This window comes from Azospirillum tabaci, from assembly GCF_014596085.1.
Taxonomy (GTDB): domain Bacteria; phylum Pseudomonadota; class Alphaproteobacteria; order Azospirillales; family Azospirillaceae; genus Azospirillum; species Azospirillum tabaci.
Map to the genome: position 1 here is coordinate 1 of NZ_JACCJY010000047.1, position 23,529 is coordinate 23,529.

Genomic DNA, 23,529 nt, shown 5'->3' on the forward strand with positions numbered 1-23,529 from the left:
TGTATGTTCATAGGTGCTCCGCTCTGGGGCAGGGCAAAGTGGGGCGCGCGGCTCGGTGCAAATTTTCAATCCGCCCCGACCCGAGCGCAACCGTCCGCTTCACGCCAGGAGCTGAAATTGGTTGGCTGCTATAAAGCGGAGCGAACGGGCCCGCCGACCGCGGAAGGAATCCCGCTCCCAGCAGTACGGAACCACCACCGAGAGCTTGGCGCCTAACCCGCAACACTGAACCGAGCCCGAGGGTCTAAACTTCCTTGTGTCGACAATCACGAAGGATTGCTGTCGCGGGTATTGACCTGAGCGAGAGGCGGTTTTCCGGGTACGATGCGGTGCTGGTGGCATGGGGCCCATCGTCCTGGAAACGGAGCGCGACAGCGGCCGGTCCATCCGCGGGCGTCTGACGGAGGTGATCAGGAGGCGACAGCGACTGCCCGCGCGCGCATGCCTCCCAGCACGACCAGGGCGGCCAGCAGCAGCACGATTCCGCTGGCGCCGAAGACCCCCCCGGCGCCGCTGACGCCGAAGATGGCGCCGCCCACTGCCGCACCGGTGGCGATGGCGAGTTGCACCGCCGCGACGAAGAGACCGCCGGCGCTTTCCGCCTCGTCCGGCACGGTGCGGGTGATCCAGGTGGACCAGGCCACCGGCACGGCGCCGAAGGCGACGCCCCACAGCGCGATCAGCACCGAGGCCACGGTCGGCGACCCGCCCAGCGCGGCCAGCCCGAGCCCGAGCAGCCCCATGGTCAGCGGCATGACCGTCAGGGTCAGCCGCATGCTGCGCGCCAGCAGCACGCCGCCGAGATAGGTGCCGGCGAAGTTCGCCACGCCGAAGCCCAGCAGGATGCCCGACACGCCGCTGACGCCGACGCCGGTCACCGTCTCCAGGAACGGCCGGACATAGGTGAACAGCGCGAAATGCCCGGTGAAGACCAGGATGATCGACACCATGCCGAGCCCGACGCCCGGCCGCGCCATCACCTCGCCCAGGGTGCGGAGGCTGGTGTGGCCGTTCGGCGCCATGCGTGGCAGCGTCAGAACCTGAGCCACCAAGGCCGCCAGCCCCAGCCCGCCAGCCATCAGGAACACCGCGCGCCAGCCGAGCAGGTCGCCCAGATAACTTCCCACCGGGGCCGCGAAGACGGTGGCGGCGGACACGCCGCTGAAGATCATCGACAAGGCCCGCGGAATCATCGGCTCCGGCACAAGCCGCATGGCGATCGCGGCCGACATGGCCCAGAAGCCGCCGAGCGCCACCCCCAGCAGCACCCGCCCGACCAGCAGCGACAGCAGGTCGGGGGCGAAGGCGACCGCCAGGTTGGACACCAGCAGCAGCGCCGAAAAGGCGAGCAGCACATGGCGCCGGTCGATCCGGCTGGTCGCGGCGGAGATCAGCAGGCTGGCGACCAGCGCCACCGCGGCGGTCGCGGTGACGGCCTGGCCGGCCATCGCCTCGGTCACATGCAGGTCGGCCGCCATCGGCGTCAGCAGGCTGGCCGGCAGAAATTCCGCCGTCACCAGTCCGAACACGCCGAGCGTCAGGGAGAAGACGGCACCCCAGGCGGGCTCCGCCGGCGCGGCGCCGGCCTGCCTCACAGGTTCCATCATGGTCTGTCCTCGCAGGAAGATTATGCTGCGACGCAGAATAGAATGGAGGTGCTGGACGATCCATGCCATAGCGTCCGCTTCTTTTGATCGATAGTCCGGATATGCCCGACTCATCCCGTCTCCCTCCCGCCACCGACCTCGTCAGCGAGCTTCTGCTCGGCATGCGGCTGACTGGCGTGCAGTACCGCCGCATGCAGGTCGCCCCTCCCTTCGGCATCGGTTTCGGGACGGTGGAGGGGCGGGCGCAATTCCATTTCATCGCCCGCGGGCCGGTCGTGCTGAGGCTGCTCGCCGGCGGTACCTTCTCGCTGGACACCGGCGATGCGGTGCTGCTGCCACGCGGCGGCGCGCACGAACTGCTGTCGGCGCCGGAACTGCCGGCCCGCGACGTCACCAGCTTCGCGACGGCGCCGCTGTGCGGCAATGTCGGTGCGCTCGAATCCTGCCCGCCGGAAAGCTGCCGGACGAAGGATGCGGTGATCTTCAGCGGCTGCATGGAGTTCGACCTCGGCGCCATGCAGCCGCTGGTCGGCCTGATGCCCGAGGTGATGCAGGTCGGCACGCTGCTGGACCGCTACCCCGAAATCCTGCCGATGCTGGAGGCGATGGAGCGGGAGGCGCGGGCGGAGCGCGCCGGCTATGCCGGCATCCTGGCGCGGCTGGCCGACGTGGTGTCCGCCTCCATCGTGCGGGGCTGGGTCGAATGCGGTTGCGGCGATGCGCGCGGCTGGATCGACGCCCTGCGCGACCCGCGGCTCGGCCGCGTCATCACCGCGCTGCATCGCGATCCCGGCCGCAACTGGACCGTGGCGGAACTGGCCGGGGAGATGGGTGCCTCGCGTTCGGTCTTCGCGGAGCGCTTCCTGGAGGTGACCGGCGTGACCCCGGTCCGCTACGTGACGGAGCTGCGGATGCGGCTTGCCGCCCAGTGGATCGGCCGGGAGCGTCTGCCGATCGAAACCGCCGCGCATCGGCTCGGCTATGGCTCGCAGGCCGCCTTCAGCCGCGCCTTCAAGCGCATCATGGGCTATTCGCCCGGCGCCTCGCGCAGTGCGGAATCATAGCACCGGCACGATCAGGACCAAGTGGGGGGCAGCTCCTTTCACAAGCCGGTCCCGCCCGTCCTCGCGGGTGACCTGACCAACTGTCAGCGCGTAAAGTTCGGCGACACCTTGCCCGACAGCGCGAGATCGGTTTGCCAGGCGCCGGACTGTCGACTCTGCGCCATGAGCAGCCAGCACCGTTCAGCGCAAGCTGCCCCGATACGCGACCTTGACGCCTTCCGCCCGTCAGGGCGCGCGGCACGATATCCGGATGCCCGGCGCCGTGCCTCACTCATACACGGCGTTGCGCGGGCCGGTATCTCCCAACGCCAATTTGACGAAGGCATCAGCCGTCAGGTCTGCGTCGAGCAGCGCACCATGGTGGGCGAAGCGATCACTCCGGTCGAGCCACAGCCGATCACACAGCGCATCGAGCGAGCCGGAAGCACCGGGGAAGACCGCGTGCGACATCTCCTTGGTACAGATGAACCGGTCCGCCGAGAACGTGTCAGCACCCCATGCGGCGCGTCCGCAGCGCGCGAACTCGTAGTTCAGGAAGTCCATCTCGTTCTCATAGGCATGCGCCACCAGAAGGTCCTCGCCCAGAAAGGCGAGAAGCGCGTCGGCCACCTCGGGAAAGCGGGGCGCCACCTTCAGGTCGGCGGGCTTGATGCCGTGCACCTTGATGGCGTCGGGATGGAGAGGGGCGTCGGGGTTGACCCGCGACTCCCATCTGCGCGCTTTCCTCCAGCCATCGCCCTCACGGATGATCTCAAGACACCCGATTTCGATGATGATGCCGGGCTGACGCAGGCCCTTGGGCGCCTTACTGATGTCCTGGAGGCTCGGCAGGCGCCGTCCGGTCGTCTCGATGTCGATCGCGACCAGCCGGTCACGGCCTTCCCACGGCTGCATGCTCATTGATATCCAATCTTTCGTCGGTGGAGCCACCTGTGGCACGGATGTGAAACAAGGACAACGCTCCGTCACGCCGCCCAGAGTAGCATGGCGAAAGCGCCGGCCGCCGATCAGCGACACCACGGTCACAAGCGGCCGGCCCATGCCGTCGAGGCTCTTGATCCTGATGGGTCAGGATAAAGAGTCGCTGGTATAAGGCATGACGGCCGCGCCATGACCGGCGCGACTACCGGTGAGCAAGGAGTATCGCTGCGAAAATTCCCGGCCCCGAGCATCCCATCACGATCATCCCCAACCCGAATCGGATTCGTGTCGTCTTCGCCAGCCAGGTCGTCGCCGACACGGCACGCGCCCTGACGCTGACGGAGGCGAAGTTGCCCGTGGTCCAATATATTCCCCGCGCGGATGTCGACATGACGGCCCTCGAGCGCACGGCGCACACGACGCATTGCCCTTACAAGGGCGATGCCACTTACTACAACCTGCGCGTGGGTGATCGCATCGCGATCAACGCTGTCTGGATCTACGAGACTCCCTATCCCGCTGTGGCCGCCATCCGCGAACATTTGGCGTTTTATCCGGAACGCGTCGATTGCATCGAAGAGCACGCGGCCACATAGCGGCAGCCGGCGGAAGGCTCCGCATGCGGTGTTGCTCTCATCGCAATGCCAGCTCCGTCTGCTCCTGACCCGAAGCGGCCCTCCTCTACGACCGCTTCGCGCCAGAAGCGGCCATTGGCGTCCTGCGCCAGGAGATTGCCGAGCATAGAATATCTACAGTCTCTACTGAAAGGGCTGCTTGGGCAGTGATCTGGGGCCGGCGCCGACAAGGACCATTAGGTGATCCTATCCTCGGTTGTGAAAGGGTATTTGGACAACTTCCCCAATCTTTCCAACGTTTACCAGCGCTTCCGGCGTAGGTTGGCGGCAGAATACCCGTCAATCCACAGATTCGGACCCAAGCCGGTCGTGCAGGCTCCGATGAGTGTGTCCGGCATGGCCATGTGATCCGTTGCCGATTTGCTAGAAAGTTGAAATTATTTTGATACAATCCACTTTCCCGACGGAACTTTAACGAGCCTTGCCGCATGGATGATTGTCTCGAACAGCTTGATCGCCATCTGGCGTCGCCGTGCGTGGCGTGGCTGTTGGGGGCGGGGATCAGCTTCGACGCCAGCATTCCGCTAATGTGGCCCCTGACCGACCGGGTTCGGGCCTTAATGAACGATGGTCCACACGTCGCGCTGCTAGACAGGGTATGGGCAGAACTGCCGAAGGACGCCCATATTGAGCATCTGCTCAGCCACCTCGGCGACTATGCGGCTCTTGCAGAGCGATCACACAGCAAGACGGCGGCCATCGGAACTCTAAACGATATCGAGCAAGCCCACCGCGCAATCGTCGGCCACATCGCGGAGATCATCCGCTGGGGTTACCGAGCCAAATCCGACACGCAGCCGGAGGAGATCGGCCGTCATGGCTACTCCCTCGTCACTGTCGTCGGACACTTCGCCTTCGTGGAGGCTCTGTTCCGCACCCGGCAGGCCGGTCTGCGGGAGCGGCGTATGGCGGTACGGCTGTTCACCACCAATTATGACACCCTGCTGGAAGATGCCCTGGCTCTGGCCTGCGTACCCTATTGGGACGGTTTCAGCGGCGGCGCAGTGGCCTTCCGCACCCACCGCTTCGGCGAGGCCGAACCTGATGCCGGCTATGGGGCGCATATCATCAAACTGCACGGCTCCATAGACTGGTATCTGGGACCGGACGGCAAGGTGTGGCGGGTACGCGACGGCGACACCTTTCCCAGCCGGGGGGCACGCGTGCTGATCCACCCGCAATCGACCAAATATGTGGCGACCCAGCGCGATCCCTTTGCCACCCAGTTCGACCTGTTCCGCCGGACCCTGGCCCAGTCCTCGGACAATGTGCTGGCGGTGTGCGGCTACAGCTTCGGTGATGATCACATCAACCAAGAAATCGAACTGGCGATGGAACGGCCGGAGAACAAGACGACCCTGATCGCCTTCTGCCGGGAGGGTAACGCGATGCCCGATTGCCTGACCCGCTGGCAGGCGCAGCCCTGGAAGCGAAAGCTGTTCATCCTGACCGAAAAAGGCCTCTATGCCGGTGGCGAGGGACCGTACCACGTGCCGGCATCCACGGCGGAGCGCAGCTGGTGGACCTTCAAGGGCGTCACCAAGCTGTTGCGCGACGGGGCAGGAGAACGCGCATGACTACCCCCTTCGAACCCGTTGCAGATTTGCTCATCGGTACCATCGTCGAGGTTTCCGGCACCACCGTGAAGGCGGAGTTGTCAGGGGATGTCGCCGAACTGACCCGCACCCACGAGGGTCGCGTCTATCCCATCGGCCAGATCGGCAGCGTGGTGAAGGTACATTTCGGGCGTCGTCTGGTGTTCGGCTTCGTCACACTGCTGCGGATGCGTTCGGAGGAAATGGCAGTGTCCGGTCTGCCGGTCCCGCCCGACGCTGACCAACGCCTGATGGAGATTGAGCTGTTTGCCGAAGGGTTATGGAATTCTGGCACCAGCACACTGAACTTTTTCCGCGGAATCAGCACCTATCCACTGCCGCGCCAGGGCGTTTCCTTGCTGACGCGGGAAGAAGGAGGGGTTCTCTACCGCGCGGCCGAGGGGCAGGCTGCTGGTGAGGCAGACCCGCTGGTGCCGTTCGGGCGCTATCTCGGCGCGGATTCCGCCGTATGCCGGGCCAACATTGACAAGATGTTCGGGCTGCATTGCGCCGTGCTCGGCTCCACTGGCTCTGGCAAGTCCGGCGCGGTCGCCGCCCTGCTGCACAGCGTCCTGGAGCACAAGCCGATCGGTGACCAGCCCTGCCGGCCACGAATCGTCATTATCGACCCGCATGGCGAGTATGGTCGCGCCTTCGGCAACAAAGCGGTGGTCTACCGGGCCTATGATCCCATCGGCACCGACGAGACGGCCGGTCAACCGATCGCATTGCCCTACTGGCTGATGTCGGCTGAGGAATTGCGCTCCCTTGTTATCGGCAAGACGGAGGCGGAGGCGACCTCCCAGCATAACATCGTCTACAAGGCGCTGACCCACGCGCGGATGGTGAAGGTTGGCTTGGTGGACCCCGCGCCTATCACACATGGCGGCGAGCCGCCCAAAGACGGCCACGGCCCAGATTATGCACGCCCCAAAGACGGCGTGGATATTTCGGCGCTCGAGTCCTTTGATCGGGACAAGCCGCGGCCCTTCGATTGGGAGGAATTCGTCAACCACATCACCTTCCTGCAAGCCGCTGTCGTCGCTAAGAGCGGCAAGATGGAAAGCGTTTCTCCAAGCGAATTTGCCGGAAAATTCAAGTCGATCCTTGACAAGGTGGCGGTGTTACGGCGCGATCCGCGCATCCGATTCCTGATGAACCCCGGTACGGACGGCGACCGGACGCTCGCGGACATTTTGGCGCAGTTCGTCGGTTCAACCGGCACCGACGCGAGCCTGCGCATTCTCGACATTTCCGGTCTGCCGAACGAGGTGGCCGGTCCGCTGGCCGCGATGTTGGCCCGCCTACTGTTCCAGTACAAGCTCCACCAGACGCAGACGGAGCGGCAGAAGGATCCCATCCTGCTGGTGTGCGAAGAGGCGCACCGTTATGTTCCCAACCGGGGCGAGGCCGAATACGCCGCCGCCCAGTCGGCGATCCGGCGGATCGCGCGGGAAGGTCGCAAATACGGCCTGGGCCTGATGCTGGTCAGCCAACGGCCGGCGGATGTCGAAAGCACGGTGATCGCGCAGTGCGGCACATGGCTGGTGCTGCGCCTGACCAACGCGGCCGATCAGGCCCATGTGGCCCGCTTCCTGCCCGACGGCCTTTCCGGCATGACCCGGGCGTTGCCAGCTCTGGGCCAGCAGGAGGCCCTGTTTGTGGGGGAAGGCGCATCCCTGCCGGCGCGCATCCGTATTCGCGATCTGTGCGTCGATCAATTGCCGCGGTCGGAAAGTATCCGCTTCACCCAGGGCTGGGCCGGTGTTTGCCCGTCGGCGGAAGAGATCGCCGTCGTGGCTGCCCGGATGTCCGGCGATGCCGTTGCCAAAACTCCAACTCCACAAGATGAGAAGCAATCCGATTTGGCTTTAGAGGCGGCCTTAGAGTAATGGATTTCGTCCTTTCGCAATGTCCTCAAGCGACCACTTCTGACTCTAAGCGGCCATTCACGCCGCCGGACAACATGGCCACTGATAATATCAGAGCATTCACTTGCTATTCTGAAGGCTGCTGAAGAGTATGATTTCGCGGTGGGGGCGGCAGTGAAAAGCAATCTCTCTTACAGCCGGAACATTCTGGCGATGGAGGACAAGGAACTTGAGGTTTTTGTCCATCGCTGGGTTGCCCGCCAGATCAAGACGTACCCGGACCACCATCTCTTCGGGAATGCAAATGATCTAGGCCGCGACGCCGTAGGGTTTCGCACGCTGAACAGGCATGACTGCGAATGGGACAACTACCAGTGCAAGATGCTCAGCAAGCGCGTCAACGATGCCATGATGCATGAGGAAATCGCCAAGATTCTGTTCCATGCGTCCGAAGGCGAGTTCACACCACCGGCGGCTTATTTCTTCGTCGCACCGAAGGGCTTCAACCGTAAAGCTGAGAAGCTACTTTTCAGCCCGAGTTTGTTCAAGCAGCAGATGCTGTGCGAATGGGACGCACGATGCGCCAGACGCATCCGAACGGGCCCGCCGGTTGTCCTCACCGATAAGCTACGCACAGTTATAGAAGCCTATGCCTTCCAGAACATCGCTGGCATTGACCTGCCGAAGATCCTCACGATGGACAATATCGACCTTGTTCTTGCCGACGCGTTTGGAGACGATCCGGGGGAAGCACCCTCGGGCGTCGTTCCGACAGATGTCTCGGCCGACGAGAGCTACGTGCAACAGCTCATTGGTATTTATTCCGATAGCGAGGGCCACCCCTTCGCAGATGCGGCCGAAGTCCTTTGCCACGCGAGTCATGGCCCTGACCTGACCATGCAGCGGCGGCGGTACTTCGAAGCGGATGCCTTCCGCCGCCACTTCCGCGACAACCTCGATCCGCAGCATATCGAAAAATTCACCGACGAGGTCCTCTACGGCGTTTTCGACGTGCACTCCCAGACAACAGGCCTGGGACAGGTGCGGAACGTTATGAGTGCCGCCGGCTCGCTATTGGTCTCCGGCATCTTCGGCCGGCACAATCGGGCCAACGTCTTAGTCAAGCAGGGTACGTGCCACCATCTCGCTAATGACGGGGTACTGCCGTGGAAACGCTAAGACCTATTCCAACGCCGGTCTTCAACGGTTCGGTCGAAACCAGTCTTCGTTCGCTCGTCTTGCTAGAAGCGTTCTATCCGGAAAAGCTTGATCTCGAGGCGCTAGCTTTGCTCGATTATTTCGTTGTCCACACCGCCGATCTGGGCGGTCCCGATAGCCTTCACCCGGCGCTGCCGGAGCGTGTCGGGGAGTATCGAGTTCGCCGCACGCTGATACAGGAAGCGTTGCGCATCCTGTTGCGGGTGAGCCTGATTGAGGTTGTTGAGGCCGCCGACGGCATTAGCTTCGTGTCGGGCGATGATGCACCGGCCTTTGTGAAGCTCCTGAACTCGGACTACAATAGAGACCTTTCGGATCGTGCGATCTGGCTTGCACGTCACGTCCATGAGGATGGCGCGGCCGCCTTTGCCTCGATGCGGCAACTGATCGATCGGTGGAGCCTCGAATTCCAGACTGGAGTGGGGCAACCAAATGGCTGATCGGTCGCAATTGATGCAGCTTGAATACCTTATCTATACTGGGTCCGGCCTAGCGACAGTAGGAATAGCTTTCAACGACGACCTGACGATCCTATGGGGTGGTTCCAATACTGGCAAGACCTATACCGTTGCCACGCTCAACTTCATGTTCGGCGGAGAAACGCCTGAGACGCCGCCCGAAGGCGACAAGTACGAGTCGGCCTTGCTCGGCATCTCGTTTGCGGACGGCACTAGCGTCACCCTCAGACGTGCATTGCGTGGCGGCGATATCGAAGTCTTCGACGGCCTCGCTCCGGATGGCATTCTCGATGGTCGGGAGAGCCGGATCCTCGATCCGGTTCACGGCAGAGGTGGCAAGTCTAAGGATGGTAGCTTATCGGAGTTCCTGCTCGCCAAAGTGGGGCTCGGGACGATCAAGATTGCCTCGACCCAGGCGGCCAAGCTCGACACCTTCAGCTTCCGCTTCTTCATGCCATACGTGCTGGTCACTGAAGACCGCATGCTCAGCGGCAATACGCCGACCGAGATCAATCTTAAGAGCAGCGATACACTCAACAGAAACGCGTTCAAGTTCCTTCTAACCGGCCGGGACGATTCAGCCATCGCCAACGTCCCCGACAAGAAAACGCTCGACGCGGGCAAGGCAGGCAAGCTCCAGCTGCTTGATGAGATGATTGCCGACGTTGACCTCGAACTGGGCACCCGCAATGTACCCGAACTGGTCGCACAGCGAGATCGCCTACAATCGCACCTCGAGACAATCGGCGAGGACATGGCTGCCGCCCAAAAGCGGATTGATGAACTATCTGTGCTGCGACGTGATGCCTTGAACGCCCAAGGCGAGGTCGAAGCCCACGCCGCGCAGCTAAGAGCAATGCGGCAGCGGTTTCTCGACCTTAAGAGCACTTATGAGACGGATATCCGCCGGCTCGAGGCGATTGAGGAGGGTGGTTTCCTGCTGCAGCGGTTTGAGGACCAGCCGTGCCCGCTCTGCGGAGCCTTTCCCGGTCACCAGCATAAGCCTCACCCGCTGGGGGACGTGGATCTGCAACTCACAGCCGCACGGGCGGAGATCGCCAAAATCCGACGGGACATGAGGGATCTTGAAATCACCCTAGCGAGCCTGACGGCTGAAGCCGAAGGGCTCGAAATCCGCGGCCGCTCCCTCAGCGCCGAAGCCAGCGAGCACTTCGACGAGATTCAGCGCCTTAGGCCGAGAGAGGCGAACCTGCGCACAGGCTACACGGGCAGTGTTTCGCTTCTCGAAGAAATCGATCGTGTCATTGCGCTGTCGGTTCGTCGCAGCGATCTCGATGCAAAACGGGCGGCCATTGCAGCGATTAAGCACGGCAAGCAGAAGGCGGCCGGGCTCACAATAGGGATCGACGACCAGACCGGGTATAAGTTTGCCCAGACCGTCCAGAAGGTACTGGAGGCCTGGGGGTATCCAGGGCTGGAGGCTGTCACATGGAATGACAAGACCTACGATATTGCCATCAATGGCAAAGCTCGCGGTCGCAACGGCAAGGGTGTCAAGGCGCTGCTGCATTCCGCATTCTCGGTGGCCTACGCGGTCTATTGCAAGACCGAGAGGCGGCCTCACCCTGGGTTCTTGGTACTGGACTCGCCGCTGCTCACGTACCGCAAAGAGTTGGACGATGACGATGAGCCCCTTACCGATGAGGAACGAGCGATTGCTGCGACGTCGCTCGATGAGCACTTCTACGAGCATCTCACTTTCGTTTCGAGTTTTTGCCAGATCTACATCATAGAGAACAAGACGCCGCCTAAAGAATTCATGCCCCGGACCATCGTTTTCTCGAAAGCTGGCAGACGAGGTCTCTTCCCGGTATCGGATTCCTGACCCTTCTATGCCTCGACGCAGCGACAGGAAGTAACGCGGTCGCAGTTTGCCCATTTGCATCGGATGGCGTTCACAGCAATCGACCCGATACGAATGGACTTGGGTTGGATGGTGACGTGTCCGCTCCTGGCGCAAAGTAGGCCATCAAGCGGCCCTCGGAGGTGGCGCGCCGGGATATTGCCCAAGCACATCCCGCGGTGAAAAGAAAATGGGCGGAGCCTCCTGGCCCCGCCCATTCCCATTTTATGCGACCCAAGTCTCACTTTATGGGCCACACCACAAAAGTCTCAGCATTTTCATTTTTTCCTATATGCCATGAATGTTTTTTCATTGACAACGCAAGCTCCCTTGCAGAGCTTACAAAAGTCTCCAACCAAACCAATAGTTCCAACTCCATTGCAGTGGGGGCACTCGACTTCATCAAGGTCGTCGCGATCATAAGCGTCGTACTTTGCTTGAGTGACGACGCATGAGCCCCGGCAGTACCGGCAGAAATCACCGGCAAGGCCAGTGGTTCCAACTCCATTGCAATGGGGGCACGCGACTTCATCGAGGTCGTCGGGATCATAAGCGTCGTACTTTGCTTGGCTGACGACGCACGAACCTCGACAGTAACGACAGAAATCACCGACCAGCCCCGTCAATCCCTGGCCATTACAATGCGGGCAGCTCGCCTCGTCGATTTCAATTAGGGCATCATTCACCTCCGATACAATTCTGATTGCTTTTTCTCTAATATCTTTCTCATTAGATGGGTATCTATTTGACGCACCCACTTTCTCGCCCGCAATCTTGGAAAGATTTGGGGCAATGCTTTTTATTGCATTATCTATGTTCGAGTTAGCCCTATCTTTCCTTGCCTGCTCCTGTGATGTTTTTAGCAGATCCGGAATTGCTGACATTAAATTGTTCAATTCAGAAACATGTATGGTTTTCATGTTTTCTGTTTCTGCATTTTTGGCCTTTTTTTCCAGAGATTCCAAAAATTTTACGAGCGATATAATGCTTTTAGTGGCAAAAGCCTCGTATTTTAAGATACGGCACCGCGCATTTCTTTTTAGAAGTTTGGCCGCCTTTACCTCGTTCTCAGTAACATTCGAGCTTACTCTAAATCCATAATCATATTTCGTATGATGATTTGGGCAAAGGTAAATAAGATTGCTTGGAGAATTATTTAAAGTGTTTGCGACCGCGTCGATATGGGCAACCTCGCCATTGTCCATGTAACCGCAAATAGCGCACGCATAATGAGATTCATCCTTAACATCATCTCGAAAAATCTTCGGAATTGCTGGGCGACCACCTTTTTCTGGCTTCGGCCATGGTTCTGCCAAATATTCAGCATAAGAGGATAATTCATTCTCATCAAACATTGGCCCGTGATCGGTGCTTATTGCGCTCAACTTCCGGTCTTCTCCGGATTTCGGGCAATTGTTTACTAGATACTGTATTGTTTCTACCCTTAACCCTAGATGTAGAGCTGCATCGATCAGAGATAGAAAGGCCATCTTCTAATGCTCGCATTGCCATGCCTTCATCGGCAGAATGCTGATGCAGTGCGATATGAATTTCAACTGCTATGTTGCTTCTTGACGGTAACACGAGTGTCCGCTCCTGGCGCAAAGAGGACGAGCTCACCGGCCAGGAAGGAATAATATCCGAAAGCTTGGTGTTGAAATGGGTATTCGCTGCATGCGCTCAAGCCGCTTGTTGTGATGGGTACCAACGCCCTCAGTTTCATCGGGTTCATGCCGAATACGACGGTCCGAACCGCGCCGGCAAATTGGAGAGCATCTGATGAATGCCGCCTCGATCACGGCAAAGGCCGATTTTGGGCCGTGCTTGTGGAGTTCGAGCGGCTTTAGGATCCCGAACTGGACACTCTGGACGGCGACCGCCTCAACGTTCTGACGACGCTGGGGATGACTCCGAGCGGTGCCCTCGTCTCATCTCTTCAGCAAGCCCGATCGCGGCAATAGAGGTCACATTGGAGCGGCGCGGGATGGCACGTTGCGTTCTCCGCACCGACACCCCAAATGGGATTGGTTTAGCGACCATGTCGTAGTTGTTCATATGGCCAAGGTTCGCCGGGTGGGTTTAGAGGGCGCCCGCATCGGTGACGATGCCGCAGCCAGTTCCCCGCTTCAGCGCGAATGCCGATGATGAAGTGGCCATTAGGCAAGCGAGGCCCAGACCCATTCCCTTGCGAGGCAATGGAATGGGCGTGGACCGCCTCGAACGGATGGTCCACGCGATAACACTACGACCATACGAAGCCACAAGGACGTTACTGCCGAACCTCTAGATTTTTCTGCATCTTTTCGATGATCTGGTCGACCGTGAAGCTCGCCGCGCGCTGCCGCGGCGGGAATTCCCGGAACGTTTCCAGGAACTTCCCGACCTCCGTCTGCGCGGCGAAGATAATGTATGGTTGGGACACAAACCAGTCATAGTAAGTGTTCGAGGTGATGTCCGCCCGCTCATACGGGTCGGCGCGCAGATCGAATAGCTTGGGCAGACGCAACGTCGTGAACGGCTCGGCCCAGATACGCATGGTTCCCGGCGCCCGCTGCTCGGAGAACACGATCTTCCAGTTCTCGTACCTCATGGCAACCAGATCGCCGTCATCGTCAAAATAGAAGAACTCCCTTCTGGCGCCACGGTCCTGCTGGCCAAGCAGGTGCGGAAGCTGGTTGTAGCCATCGAGATGGACTTTGAAGGTTTTGCCGCCGGCACCATGCCCTTTCAGCAGCTTGTCCTTGATGTCCGTATCCCCGGCGGCTGCCATGAGGGTTGGAACCCAATCCAGGCCGCTGACGATCTCGTTCGATACGGTCCCCGGTCGGATCTTCCCAGGCCACCGGATCATGCAGGGCACACGGAAGGCCCCTTCCCAGTTCGTGTCCTTCTCGCTGCGAAAGGGGGTCATGGCACTGTCGGGCCAAGCGTTCATGTGCGGCCCGTTGTCCGTCGTGTAGAGCACGATGGTGTTGTCGGTGATTCCGAGGTCGTCGAGCTTCTTGAGCAACAACCCGATGTGACCGTCATGCTCGACCATACCGTCCGCGTATTCGGTTCGGGCGGTCAAGCCGGGTGGGCTGCGGTGCTCCTCGCGCACATGCGTTCGGAAATGCATACGGGTGCTGTTGAACCAGCAGAAGAAGGGCTTGTTCGCCTTGGCCTGCCGGTCGATGAAATCCATCGCCGCAGCCGAGGTTTCATCGTCGATCGTCTCCATCCGCTTCTTCGTAAGCGGACCGGTGTCCTCGATCTTGCCGTCGGCGGATGCCTTGAGCACGCCGCGCGGACCGAACCGCTTGCGAAACTCGGGATCCCGCGGGTAGGTGCGCTGTTCCGGCTCTTCTTCCGCGTTCAGATGGTAGAGATTGCCGAAGAACTCGTCGAAGCCGTGGTTGGTCGGCAGATATTCGTCGCGGTCTCCCAGATGGTTCTTCCCGAACTGACCGGTCGCGTAGCCGAGGGGCTTGAGCAGTTCGGCGAGGGTGGCGTCCTCCTTCTGCAGACCAACCGTGGCCCCCGGCACGCCGACCTTGGACAGGCCGGTGCGCAGCGTCGATTGCCCGGTGATGAAGGACGACCGCCCCGCGGTGCAGCTCTGCTCCGCATAGTAGTCGGTGAACATCATGCCCTCGCGGGCGATGCGGTCGATGTTCGGAGTCCGGTAGCCCATGAGGCCGAAGGTGTAGGCGCTGATGTTCGATTGCCCGACGTCGTCGCCGAAGATCACCAGGATGTTGGGATGGGCGCCGGACGGCTGGGCTTGCGACTGCGCCGGCTGTGGTTGGGGCTGGGTTTGCTGCGCGTTGGCGGAACCGATCAGGGCCGCGGGGTCGAGGGCGGATGCCGCGGCGAGGGTCGTCCCCGTCAGCAGCATGTTGCGGCGGCTGAGGACCCTCGGTTTGGGCTGCTCATCATCGTGGTTTGCGGAACCGCTCACATTTCCCTCCCTTTTCGGATGATGCACCGGAACCCGATGTGGGACATGGCGCTGTCGATCATCTGCGGCTGACGGGCCGCGGGCCGGTACCGCTCGCAGTAGTTGGGGGCGCACAGGAACGAGCCCCCTTTCACCACCTTGCGCGGAATGCGGATGTTGGGCTGGGCCGGGTCGAGGCTGCTCTCCCGCGGGGCGCCGCGCGGGTTGCTCGGAATGCAGCAGGGCTTGCCCGCGTCGGCCGGATGCCGGGCGCTGTACCAGTCGCAGGTCCACTCCCACACATTGCCCGCCATGTCGAACAGGCCGTAGCCGTTGGCGGGGTAGGAACCGACCGGAGCGGTGCCCTCGAACCCGTCGCCCGCCTGATTTTGCCAAGGGAACTGCCCTTGCCACGTGTTGGCCATGTAACGGCCGTCCGGCGTGAACTCGTCGCCCCAGCAATAGATCTTGCCGTCCAGGCCGCCACGCGCGGCGAACTCCCATTCGGCCTCCGTGGGCAGCGTCTTCCCGGCCCAGCGGGCGTAGGCCTCGGCATCTTCATACGCGACGTGGACGACCGGATGGTCCGGGCGGTCGTCGATTCCGCTGCCCGGCCCTTCCGGGTTGCGCCAGTTCGCCCCTGGCACATACGACCACCAGTTGGCGAGGTTCCGAAGGTCGACGGGGCGGCTTGCCTTGTGGAACACCAGGGCTCCGGCTTGCAGCATACCGGGCAAGGCGCCCGGATAATCCGCCGGGTCGAGCGGGCGCTCGGCGACCGTGACATAACCCGTGGCCGCGACGAAGCGCCGGAACTGTTCGTTGGTCACGGCAACGGCGTCCATCCAGAAGCCATCGACGGTGACGCGGTGGATGGGGCTTTCCTCGCGGTAATGCCGATCGGACCCCATCCGAAAGGTGCCTCCGGGAATCCAGACCATTCCCTGGTCCTGAACGTGATCCTGGCCCTGGTCCAGGGAACCGGCTGGCTTCGGGCAGCACGCTGGCGCATCGGTGCTCATGGCTGACGTGTCATCCTCGTTCAAGGAATGGCGTTCGCAGGTCGACGCAACGAAAGCTGCAAAGCACCGGTCTCGCTGCCCCCCGACAACCGCGCCGATCGAGGCGTAGGCGGCTTCGCCAGAAGCGTGGTGCGGTGGTTGTGTTGCGGCAATCCTCGGCGGGGTAACTTACACGTAACGTTGACGGGCATTGCGAGGCCCGCTCGTCCCCCGCAACTTGGCCGGCTCTTGCGTGGGCGGCTGCGGCTTGGTGCATTCCGGCACCGGAGGAGCGTCAGCGTGGAGTGACCGGCGTCCATCCTTCGGATGGATCGTAGGCCCAGATGGACTGCGCAACCGCCACTGTGTCATCCCCCAGATCCTTTTGCAGAACATGGCCGTCCGGGCCGACCAGGAAACTCATGATGCCGTTTTCCCCGTAGTCGGACGGCCAAGCCAGGATGGCGAACCCTTTCTCCAGACGGTCGTCGACCAGGTAGCTCATCGCTCCGCCCGGCGCGCCCGGCCCCTGCGCCGTCAGAATGCGGAACCAGTACCCACGGTACGGGTCGCCGGGCCGCCGGCCCTCCAGGAAGGCATGCTGCCTTTCGACAAAGGCCGACAACGGGCTCGCGTGCGTGGTCTCGGTCCCGTTTCCAGCGGCTTTGCTGTGGCCGGCTTGCGCGGGCCACCACAGCCCATCGGTGCTGCCGGGAGTGCTCTGGATGTAGCGTGCATAGACTGCTGGGCGGCCTCCCGCTTTCGACCGCTCCATGTAATCCCGCTGAGCCTGGACGAAGGCGTGCAAAGCCGCGATGGCGTCCAGTTCGTCGGCGCCAATTCGGCGCACGAATATCTCTTCTTCGCCGGCGGGCGTATCGAAGAACCACCGCTGGTCGATGCGCACGAGCGGTATCGGGAAGGGCCAGTTCTGGTGCCCAAGAAGAATGCCGGCGACGTTGCCCTCTTCCTGCAGGCGCATCCCCTCCTTCGCGGCGCGCGCCGCGCGTTGCCGATCCACGCGGGCACTTGCCGGGTCGGGACCTTCGACAAGGTCGGCATGGCCCGGGCCGAACATCGCCAACAGGCTTCGCGTGTCGTCTGCGGCAAGGGCGGCCACCAAGGCGTCCGCGGCTTCCCGAGCCGTTGCGAAGCTGCGCTGATCGGCGGACGGCGCAGGCGTTCCCATGGCGGGCGGCGTAGCCTGCGACTGGGCGAAGGCCGCCGCAATGGTGAACATCGCCACGATTGGCGCCAGGATGCCGGCCAGAATTGTTCGTCTCAGGCGGTGCGCTCCAGTCATCGTGATCCTCCGGATACCGTCGTCGCGAGCCGATCAGCGTCTGTGGAAGCCGCCGTGAAAGCCGCCGCCATGGAAACCGCCGCCATGGAATCCCCCAAATCCTCCCGCCCCCTGGAACTCACCCGCTCCCCCAAGGCTCTGGAGGCCGCGCAGACTCTGATGCTCCGCAAGCGATCCATGTTCGATGTTGGAGAAGGCGTTGTGGCCGCCGGGATTGAAATGCTCCCCAGCCCCGGCGGAACCGCGGTTGGCCAGCGATGCGGGCGCCCGGTCCAGACCCGCCGTCCCCTGTGGGCGCTGAGAGAATGCCCGGCGTTCCGGCGTTGCGTTGGCCAGCCCGCGGCGAACCTGCTCGGCGTTCAATGGCGCGGCCGCGCGTCCTGCACCGCCCATCCGATTCACATGGGCCTGCCGCCCCAGCTCGGTGTTGGCCGAATGCCAGCGATTTTCGCGATTCCGCGAAATGCCGTCGATCCGTGCGCGGACATTCTGGGTGTTGATGTTGACGTTGCGGTTGATGTTCACGTCGCCATGGTAGATGTCATGATTGTCCCATGACAGGGCGAAGCCCAAGGCCGTTCCGAACACCGCCCCGGTGAAGAAAGCCGCCGCAGGGTCGTAATAATACGGATAAGGCGGTGACCAATAGTAAGGAGGCGGGGCGGCGGGCGGTGTTACATAGACGACCGTCGTGGGGTTGTAGGTCGGCACGTAAATCACCGTGGGATCGGCCGAGTGCACCACGATGTTTTCCTTCTGCTTGGTCACCGTCTGCTTGTCGTTGGACACCAAATTCCCAGCCGCGTAGGCCTTCTGACGAAAGCCTTGGATTGCATCCATGACCTCGCTCTGCTGCCGCACCACGGCTTCCCCCAATTGCTGGGTCCAATCGAGGTCGTCGTTCATCACCTTGAGAGCATCCGGGTAATTGAGAAGTGCGACGACACTCGGGTCCCAATTTTTGGGAGGGCTGACGTTCGGATTGCTGCGGCGCTGCTCAAGGAGCCGTTGCGCTTCGACAATTTGAAGGGGTTGGGTGGAGGCTGGAAGCACGATCGCCAGAAGGTCGTCCGGGTATAGGGCCACCCGGCTCACCAGCGTCTGAAGCTGTGCGCTGCTCAGTTTGGCTGGCTCACTCGGCGGCGACTGTGCCCTGGTGGAAAAAGCGAAGAGAAGCGTAAGCATCAGCGATGCGGTGACCACAATCAGCTGGCCACCGAGGGTCAGCCGGCGCAGCCAGGTCCAGGCATTCAATGATGTCCCTCCGTGCGCATCGGATGAGCGCAGGACGGACAAACGTACGGGAACCATGGCGCTCTCCTTTTCCGGTCCCAGCCCGTTACAGCGGGCACATGGCGACGCGCGAGCGCTCACCCGGGAGAGCGGACCTGCGTGGCAGCGGAGCGAAGTTGGCAACCTTTGATGGGTAAGCCGTAACAGAGATGAGCCGAACCGTCTTCCCCGATTCAGGTTAGTTACCGTTTCAATCGGGTGGGTGCCGTTTCAGCGTACGGCGAGCGCGTACAGCAACGGCAATGGCACATTGCTCGTCATCAGGACTACTCCCGGATCCTGCATTTCGATGCGATTGCTCGCCGAGCCCGCTGGCATCCGTAAGGCTCCTCTGTCGTGCGCCGGCAGGCGCTTCCCATAGGTAATATACTCTCGGCGTTACGGTAAATTGCTTCTTCGTTCAGAGAATAGTGCTTCTTCGTTCGGAAAATTATGCCAGATATCAACCTGTGATGGAGTGGCGGGAAGATCGTGACTTGCTCAATGTTTCAGATTATAAGAAAATTTCTTCATGAGTAATTTCTTGGTGAAGTATTTTAACTACATAATTGATATGGAGTGCTGACATCTCTAGAAGGACACCAACTAATTCATTTTTTAAAACCTATGACACAGCGTGAGCGCATCCTAACGGACCGTTCCGCGATGCGATTCTGTCAATGCAGGAGCGGTTCCCATGTCAGGAGCGGTCAATGAACGACGTGCATCGCGGTTTGCTCGAAAGAGTGAGCGGCGCTTTTGTGGTCTGTGTTGTGTATGCCGCTCTGGCATTGCCCTCTACGGCACAGGAGGCTGGGAAGCAACCCAATGCGCCATCCGGCGGGCAGAATGAGGCCAACAATCCACTGACTCCCAAGATCACTTTCAACCTTCAGGATTATTACATTCCCTCTTTCATCAGGGGGCCGGATCAGGACGCCAACCAGCTTCTGCTTCGTGGGTTGGTACCGTCCGACCTGTTCGGCGCTCCCCAACTTTTCCGGTTCACGTTGCCCATCGCGACCGCTCCGACGCTTCCAGATGGCTCGGAAACCGGCTTGGGCGACTTGACGCTGATGGATCTTTTCATGTTTCCGGGAAAGGACGTCTCGTTCGGCGTCGGTCCGATGCTGGTCGCGCCGACCGCCAGCAGCCGGGTGCTTGGCGCTGGAAAATGGCAAGCGGGGGCGGCAGGCGTTGCGGTCGCACCACAGTCGTGGGGGCTGGTCGGCGGTCTGTTGACCTATCAACAATCCTTCGCTGGCGATGATGATCGGGAAGCGGTCAAGTTGCTGACCGTCCAGCCCATACTCTTCTACAATTTGCCGGACGAGTATTATTTGCGGTCCTCCGCCATCTGGAACTTCGATATCGAGAACGACACACGCTATGCCCCCTTGGGGTTCGGCGTGGGCAAGGTCTGGCAAGTCAGCCGGACTGCGTCGGTGAACGCCTATGTCGAGCCCCAATACACCGTCCTCCACCATGGGGCGGGCATTCCCCGCTGGCAGATCTTCGCGGGCCTCAATCTTCAGTTCAGCCTGGGGCAATGAAGGAGCAACGGGGTAGGCCACCACCGGATAGGCCATCGGAACAGCCTGACAAAAGGGGCCGCCGGATAAGATCTCGAACCAAAACAGGATGGTGCCATGCCTTTCGACGTTGGCGCAGTCGGACCCGATCCGTGTGGCGATGTGCGAATGGTCCGCCAGCGGATCTCGCTCGGGCTTTCCTTGGGAACGTGGCTGTGCGGAGTCTGGGCCGCTGCGATCGGATGCGGCCTTCCGGTGCAGGAGGCACGCGCTGCCGAGAATGGGACCGGATTCTATCTGCTTGGATCACGCGGGCCGTTAGCCGCAGCCGTTCCGCCGGAAGGCGTCTTCTTCCAGAACGATTTCTACGTCTTCCACGCGGACCGAAGCAGTTCGCGGACGCTTCCGGTGCATGGCAATCTCGCCACGGACTTCCGCTCACGCGCTTACATCGACCTGCCGACGTTCCTGTGGTCGACGCCCTTGACAGTGGGTGGTGCCCGGCTCGCCTTTTCCGCGACCATCCCGTTCGGCGGGCCGGACGTATCGGCGAGCGCGGTGGTCGGCCCCTACAGCAGTTCCACCAGCGACAGCGCCTTCACCATCGGCGATCCGGTGTTTTCCGGCATGCTCGGCTGGGAGTCCGGGCGGCTCCGTGCGACCGGCATCGTGTCGGTCAACACGCCCGTCGGCGACTACCGCAAGGGCGCGCTCGCCAACATCTCCTTCAATCGCTGGGCGACCGACGTCAGCGGCGCGGTCACTTGGCTCGACACCGATCGGGGGCTCGATCTGTCCGGGGTCATCGGCGTGACGTTCAACGGCGAGAACCCGGCGACCGACTACCGGACCGGCACGGAGCTGCATCTGGAGTGGGCGGCGTCCCAGTATCTGTCAAAGGACTTCTCGATCGGGATCGTCGGCTACCATTACCAGCAGATCAGCGGCGACAGCGGCTCCGGTGCCGTGCTGGGGAACTTCAAAGGGCGCGTGACCGCGCTCGGCGGCACCGCCGGGTACAATTTCCAGATCGGCAAGGCACCGGTCTCAACCCGTATCAAGGTCTACCGCGAGTTCGCCGTGGAGAACCGCGTCCCTGGCGGGACAACCGGGTTTCTCACCGTGTCCTTGCCGCTGTGGGTGCCGCAACCATCCTCGACACCGCACTGAGCGGTCATGCCGTTTCGGTCAAACAACAGGGGTGCGACCATGCCGTTATCGTGTTGCCGGATGCCCTGGGTCCGATTGGCCGCTGCCCGATGGGTTGCCACGGCCTGCATCCTGGCGTTGGCCGCCGGCCTCCTCGCCGGACCGGGCGGAGCGGCGGAGCGCGATCCGCTGCCTTCGTGGAACGACGGCGCGGCCAAGGCCGCGATCATGGCGTTCGTCGCGCGGGTGACAACCGAGGGCGGTGCGGACTTCGTTCCAACCGACCAGCGCATCGCCACCTTCGACAACGACGGCACGCTGTGGGCGGAGCAACCCGGCTACGTCCAGGCCGCCTTTCTGATGGACCGCCTGAAGGACATGGCGCCGCAGCATCCGGAATGGCGCACCGAGCAGCCCTACAAGGCGGCGCTGGAAGGCGATCAGAAAGCCGTCGCCGCGGGTGGCATGCGGGCCATCGATAGTCTGGTCATGGCCACGCACGCGGGCATGACCTCGGAGGAGTTCACGGAGGCCGTCAGGTCCTGGATCACGACGGCCCGGCACCCGCGCTTCAACCGCCCCTACACCGACTTGGCTTACCAGCCGATGATCGAACTGGTGACCTACCTGAAGGACCAACGCTTCAAGGTTTACATCGTTTCCGGCGGCGGGGTCGAATTCATGCGCCCGTGGACGGAGTCCATCTACGGCATCCCGCCGGAGCAGGTCGTCGGCTCCAGCATCAAACTCCGCTACGAATTGACCGGCGACAGCCCGGCGCTGCGCCGATTGCCGGAGATCGACTTCATCGACGACGGCCCCGGCAAGCCGGTCGGGATCGCCAAGGCCATCGGGCGCCGGCCGATCTTCGCGGCGGGCAACTCGGACGGCGACCTGCAGATGCTGCAATGGACCACCCTGGCACCGGGACCGCGCTTCGCCCTGCTCGTCCACCACACGGACGCCGAGCGGGAATGGGCCTACGACCGCAATTCGGCGGTCGGAAAGCTGGACAAGGCGCTGGACGAGGCGCCGGGGCGCGGCTGGCTCGTCGTCGACATGAAGACGGATTGGAAGACCGTCTTTCCCTTTCAGCGGTGAACGTTCAACGTGAACAAAGGGCGGGGAGCGCCGACATGACGGCACGCGAGTCCATCCAGGAGCTTCAACGGCGAGTCAACCGATCCATCATCGGACAGGCGCGCGTCGTCGAGCGGCTCGTCATCGCGCTTCTTGCGGACGGCAACGTGCTGATGGAGGGCCTGCCCGGCCTTGCCAAGACCCGCGCGATCAAGAGCCTGTCGAAAAGCCTGGAATCCGACTTCAGCCGCATCCAGTTCACCCCGGACCTGCTCCCTTCCGACATCACGGGCGGTGAGATCTACCGCAGTGACGGCGTGGGCGATGCGGCCTTCACCTTCCGCCAGGGTCCGATCTTCGGGAACCTGATCCTCGCCGACGAGATCAACCGGGCGCCGGCCAAGGTGCAGTCCGCCCTGCTGGAGGCAATGGAGGAGCGGCAGGTGACCGTTGCCGGCAAGCGGTATCCGCTGCCCGGCCTGTTCATGGTGCTGGCGACGCAGAATCCCATCGAGCAGGAAGGCACATACCCGCTCCCTGAGGCGCAGATGGACCGCTTCCTCATGCATGTCCGGATCGATTACCCGAGCGATGCCGACGAGGTGGAGGTGCTGCGGCTGGTGCGGCGGGAGCAGGCCGGAACCCCCGACGCGGACCGTGCGCCGCAAGAGGAGCGCATCGCCCAACGCTGCGTTTTCGACGCGCGGGCGGAGATTGCCCAGGTCACCACCGCCGAGGCGATCGAGAGCTACATCGTAGCCCTGATCGCGGCGACCCGGCGGCCCGAGGAGTATGGCGACACGCTCAAGGCATGGATCGCCGTGGGCGCCAGTCCGCGCGGCTCGCTGGCGCTCGACCGTTGTTCGCGCGCCCATGCGTGGCTGCAGGGGCGGACCTACGTGGTGCCCGAGGACGTGCAGGCCGTCGCTCATGACTGTCTGCGCCACCGCGTGTCGCTGACCTACGACGCCATCGCCGACGGCATAAGCAGCAATGGGGTGATCGACGAGATCCTGCGGCAGGTTGCCGTCGCGGCCTGA

At 62.0% G+C, this 23,529-nt stretch carries 18 protein-coding genes; 11 read left to right on the forward strand and 7 right to left on the reverse strand.

Annotated features, from left to right (window positions below; translation table 11 throughout):
- Positions 1–410: 410 nt before the first annotated feature.
- Entirely contained in the window at positions 411–1,607 is a 1,197-nt protein-coding gene (locus H0B54_RS27680) for an MFS transporter (RefSeq protein ID WP_188263009.1), read from the reverse strand.
- Positions 1,608–1,708: 101 nt separating this feature from the next.
- Here H0B54_RS27680 and H0B54_RS27685 point away from each other — a divergent pair, with 101 nt between their 5' ends.
- The gene (locus tag H0B54_RS27685; RefSeq protein ID WP_188263010.1) at positions 1,709–2,671 is read left to right on the forward strand and encodes an AraC family transcriptional regulator; all 963 of its coding nucleotides are present in this window, start codon (positions 1,709–1,711) and stop codon (positions 2,669–2,671) included.
- Positions 2,672–2,938: 267 nt separating this feature from the next.
- Here H0B54_RS27685 and H0B54_RS27690 read toward each other — a convergent pair whose 3' ends face one another.
- Positions 2,939–3,571: a 3'-5' exonuclease gene (locus H0B54_RS27690; RefSeq protein ID WP_188263011.1), complete on the reverse strand. Its 633-nt coding sequence runs from the start codon at positions 3,569–3,571 to the stop codon at positions 2,939–2,941.
- Between the two features lie 302 nt (positions 3,572–3,873).
- Between H0B54_RS27690 and H0B54_RS27695 the strand changes: the two genes are divergently transcribed.
- From H0B54_RS27695 to H0B54_RS27720, 6 genes are all read left to right on the forward strand, one after another.
- Entirely contained in the window at positions 3,874–4,188 is a 315-nt protein-coding gene (locus H0B54_RS27695; protein WP_343069045.1) for a DUF427 domain-containing protein, read from the forward strand.
- 467 nt (positions 4,189–4,655) lie between these two features.
- Complete coding sequence (locus H0B54_RS27700) at positions 4,656–5,804, forward strand: SIR2 family protein (protein ID WP_188263012.1); 1,149 nt, start codon at positions 4,656–4,658, stop codon at positions 5,802–5,804.
- Positions 5,801–7,714 carry an ATP-binding protein gene (locus tag H0B54_RS27705; RefSeq protein WP_188263013.1) on the forward strand — a complete coding sequence of 638 codons (1,914 nt, stop codon included), beginning with the start codon at positions 5,801–5,803 and terminating at the stop codon, positions 7,712–7,714. Before H0B54_RS27700 ends, H0B54_RS27705 begins: the two co-directional genes overlap by 4 nt.
- A 153-nt stretch (positions 7,715–7,867) precedes the next feature.
- Positions 7,868–8,872, forward strand: coding sequence for an ABC-three component system protein (locus H0B54_RS27710; RefSeq protein ID WP_188263014.1), 1,005 nt, complete (start codon positions 7,868–7,870; stop codon positions 8,870–8,872).
- Entirely contained in the window at positions 8,860–9,351 is a 492-nt protein-coding gene (locus tag H0B54_RS27715) for an ABC-three component system middle component 2 (protein ID WP_188263015.1), read from the forward strand. Before H0B54_RS27710 ends, H0B54_RS27715 begins: the two co-directional genes overlap by 13 nt.
- Positions 9,344–11,215: a hypothetical protein gene (locus H0B54_RS27720; protein ID WP_188263016.1), complete on the forward strand. Its 1,872-nt coding sequence runs from the start codon at positions 9,344–9,346 to the stop codon at positions 11,213–11,215. The genes H0B54_RS27715 and H0B54_RS27720 overlap by 8 nt, the downstream gene beginning before the upstream one ends.
- Before the next feature lie 296 nt (positions 11,216–11,511).
- Here H0B54_RS27720 and H0B54_RS27725 read toward each other — a convergent pair whose 3' ends face one another.
- From H0B54_RS27725 to H0B54_RS27745, 5 genes are all read right to left on the reverse strand, one after another.
- Positions 11,512–12,588 (reverse strand): HNH endonuclease signature motif containing protein, encoded by a 1,077-nt coding sequence (locus tag H0B54_RS27725; RefSeq protein ID WP_211109606.1) that lies wholly within the window; start codon positions 12,586–12,588, stop codon positions 11,512–11,514.
- 914 nt (positions 12,589–13,502) lie between these two features.
- Complete coding sequence (locus tag H0B54_RS27730) at positions 13,503–15,173, reverse strand: arylsulfatase (RefSeq protein ID WP_343069043.1); 1,671 nt, start codon at positions 15,171–15,173, stop codon at positions 13,503–13,505.
- On the reverse strand, positions 15,170–16,174 hold the full coding sequence (locus H0B54_RS27735; protein WP_188263018.1) for a formylglycine-generating enzyme family protein: 1,005 nt from the start codon (positions 16,172–16,174) through the stop codon (positions 15,170–15,172). Before H0B54_RS27735 ends, H0B54_RS27730 begins: the two co-directional genes overlap by 4 nt.
- Positions 16,175–16,448: 274 nt before the next feature.
- Complete coding sequence (locus tag H0B54_RS27740; protein WP_188263019.1) at positions 16,449–17,456, reverse strand: DUF2950 domain-containing protein; 1,008 nt, start codon at positions 17,454–17,456, stop codon at positions 16,449–16,451.
- 33 nt (positions 17,457–17,489) lie between these two features.
- On the reverse strand, positions 17,490–18,767 hold the full coding sequence (locus H0B54_RS27745) for a DUF3300 domain-containing protein (RefSeq protein WP_246472913.1): 1,278 nt from the start codon (positions 18,765–18,767) through the stop codon (positions 17,490–17,492).
- 674 nt (positions 18,768–19,441) lie between these two features.
- Here H0B54_RS27745 and H0B54_RS27750 point away from each other — a divergent pair.
- From H0B54_RS27750 to H0B54_RS27765, 4 genes are all read left to right on the forward strand, one after another.
- Positions 19,442–20,281, forward strand: coding sequence for a hypothetical protein (locus H0B54_RS27750; protein ID WP_188263020.1), 840 nt, complete (start codon positions 19,442–19,444; stop codon positions 20,279–20,281).
- Positions 20,282–20,377: 96 nt separating this feature from the next.
- Positions 20,378–21,430, forward strand: coding sequence for a SphA family protein (locus H0B54_RS27755; protein ID WP_188263021.1), 1,053 nt, complete (start codon positions 20,378–20,380; stop codon positions 21,428–21,430).
- Between the two features lie 75 nt (positions 21,431–21,505).
- Positions 21,506–22,510 carry an HAD family hydrolase gene (locus H0B54_RS27760; protein ID WP_246472914.1) on the forward strand — a complete coding sequence of 335 codons (1,005 nt, stop codon included), beginning with the start codon at positions 21,506–21,508 and terminating at the stop codon, positions 22,508–22,510.
- 35 nt (positions 22,511–22,545) lie between these two features.
- Positions 22,546–23,529, forward strand: coding sequence for an AAA family ATPase (locus tag H0B54_RS27765; protein WP_188263023.1), 984 nt, complete (start codon positions 22,546–22,548; stop codon positions 23,527–23,529).

Bases quoted from the DNA above. Each gene is read 5' to 3' on its own strand.
- H0B54_RS27745 (WP_246472913.1), bottom strand. From the start codon at position 18,767: ATGGTTCCCGTACGTTTGTCCGTCCTGCGCTCATCCGATGCGCACGGA.
- H0B54_RS27755 (WP_188263021.1), top strand. From the start codon at position 20,378: ATGCCTTTCGACGTTGGCGCAGTCGGACCCGATCCGTGTGGCGATGTG.
- H0B54_RS27725 (WP_211109606.1), bottom strand. From the start codon at position 12,588: ATGTTTGATGAGAATGAATTATCCTCTTATGCTGAATATTTGGCAGAA.
- H0B54_RS27735 (WP_188263018.1), bottom strand. From the start codon at position 16,174: ATGAGCACCGATGCGCCAGCGTGCTGCCCGAAGCCAGCCGGTTCCCTG.
- H0B54_RS27685 (WP_188263010.1), top strand. From the start codon at position 1,709: ATGCCCGACTCATCCCGTCTCCCTCCCGCCACCGACCTCGTCAGCGAG.
- H0B54_RS27680 (WP_188263009.1), bottom strand. From the start codon at position 1,607: ATGATGGAACCTGTGAGGCAGGCCGGCGCCGCGCCGGCGGAGCCCGCC.
- H0B54_RS27740 (WP_188263019.1), bottom strand. From the start codon at position 17,456: ATGACTGGAGCGCACCGCCTGAGACGAACAATTCTGGCCGGCATCCTG.
- H0B54_RS27720 (WP_188263016.1), top strand. From the start codon at position 9,344: ATGGCTGATCGGTCGCAATTGATGCAGCTTGAATACCTTATCTATACT.
- H0B54_RS27690 (WP_188263011.1), bottom strand. From the start codon at position 3,571: ATGAGCATGCAGCCGTGGGAAGGCCGTGACCGGCTGGTCGCGATCGAC.
- H0B54_RS27700 (WP_188263012.1), top strand. From the start codon at position 4,656: ATGGATGATTGTCTCGAACAGCTTGATCGCCATCTGGCGTCGCCGTGC.
- H0B54_RS27705 (WP_188263013.1), top strand. From the start codon at position 5,801: ATGACTACCCCCTTCGAACCCGTTGCAGATTTGCTCATCGGTACCATC.
- H0B54_RS27750 (WP_188263020.1), top strand. From the start codon at position 19,442: ATGAACGACGTGCATCGCGGTTTGCTCGAAAGAGTGAGCGGCGCTTTT.
- H0B54_RS27765 (WP_188263023.1), top strand. From the start codon at position 22,546: ATGACGGCACGCGAGTCCATCCAGGAGCTTCAACGGCGAGTCAACCGA.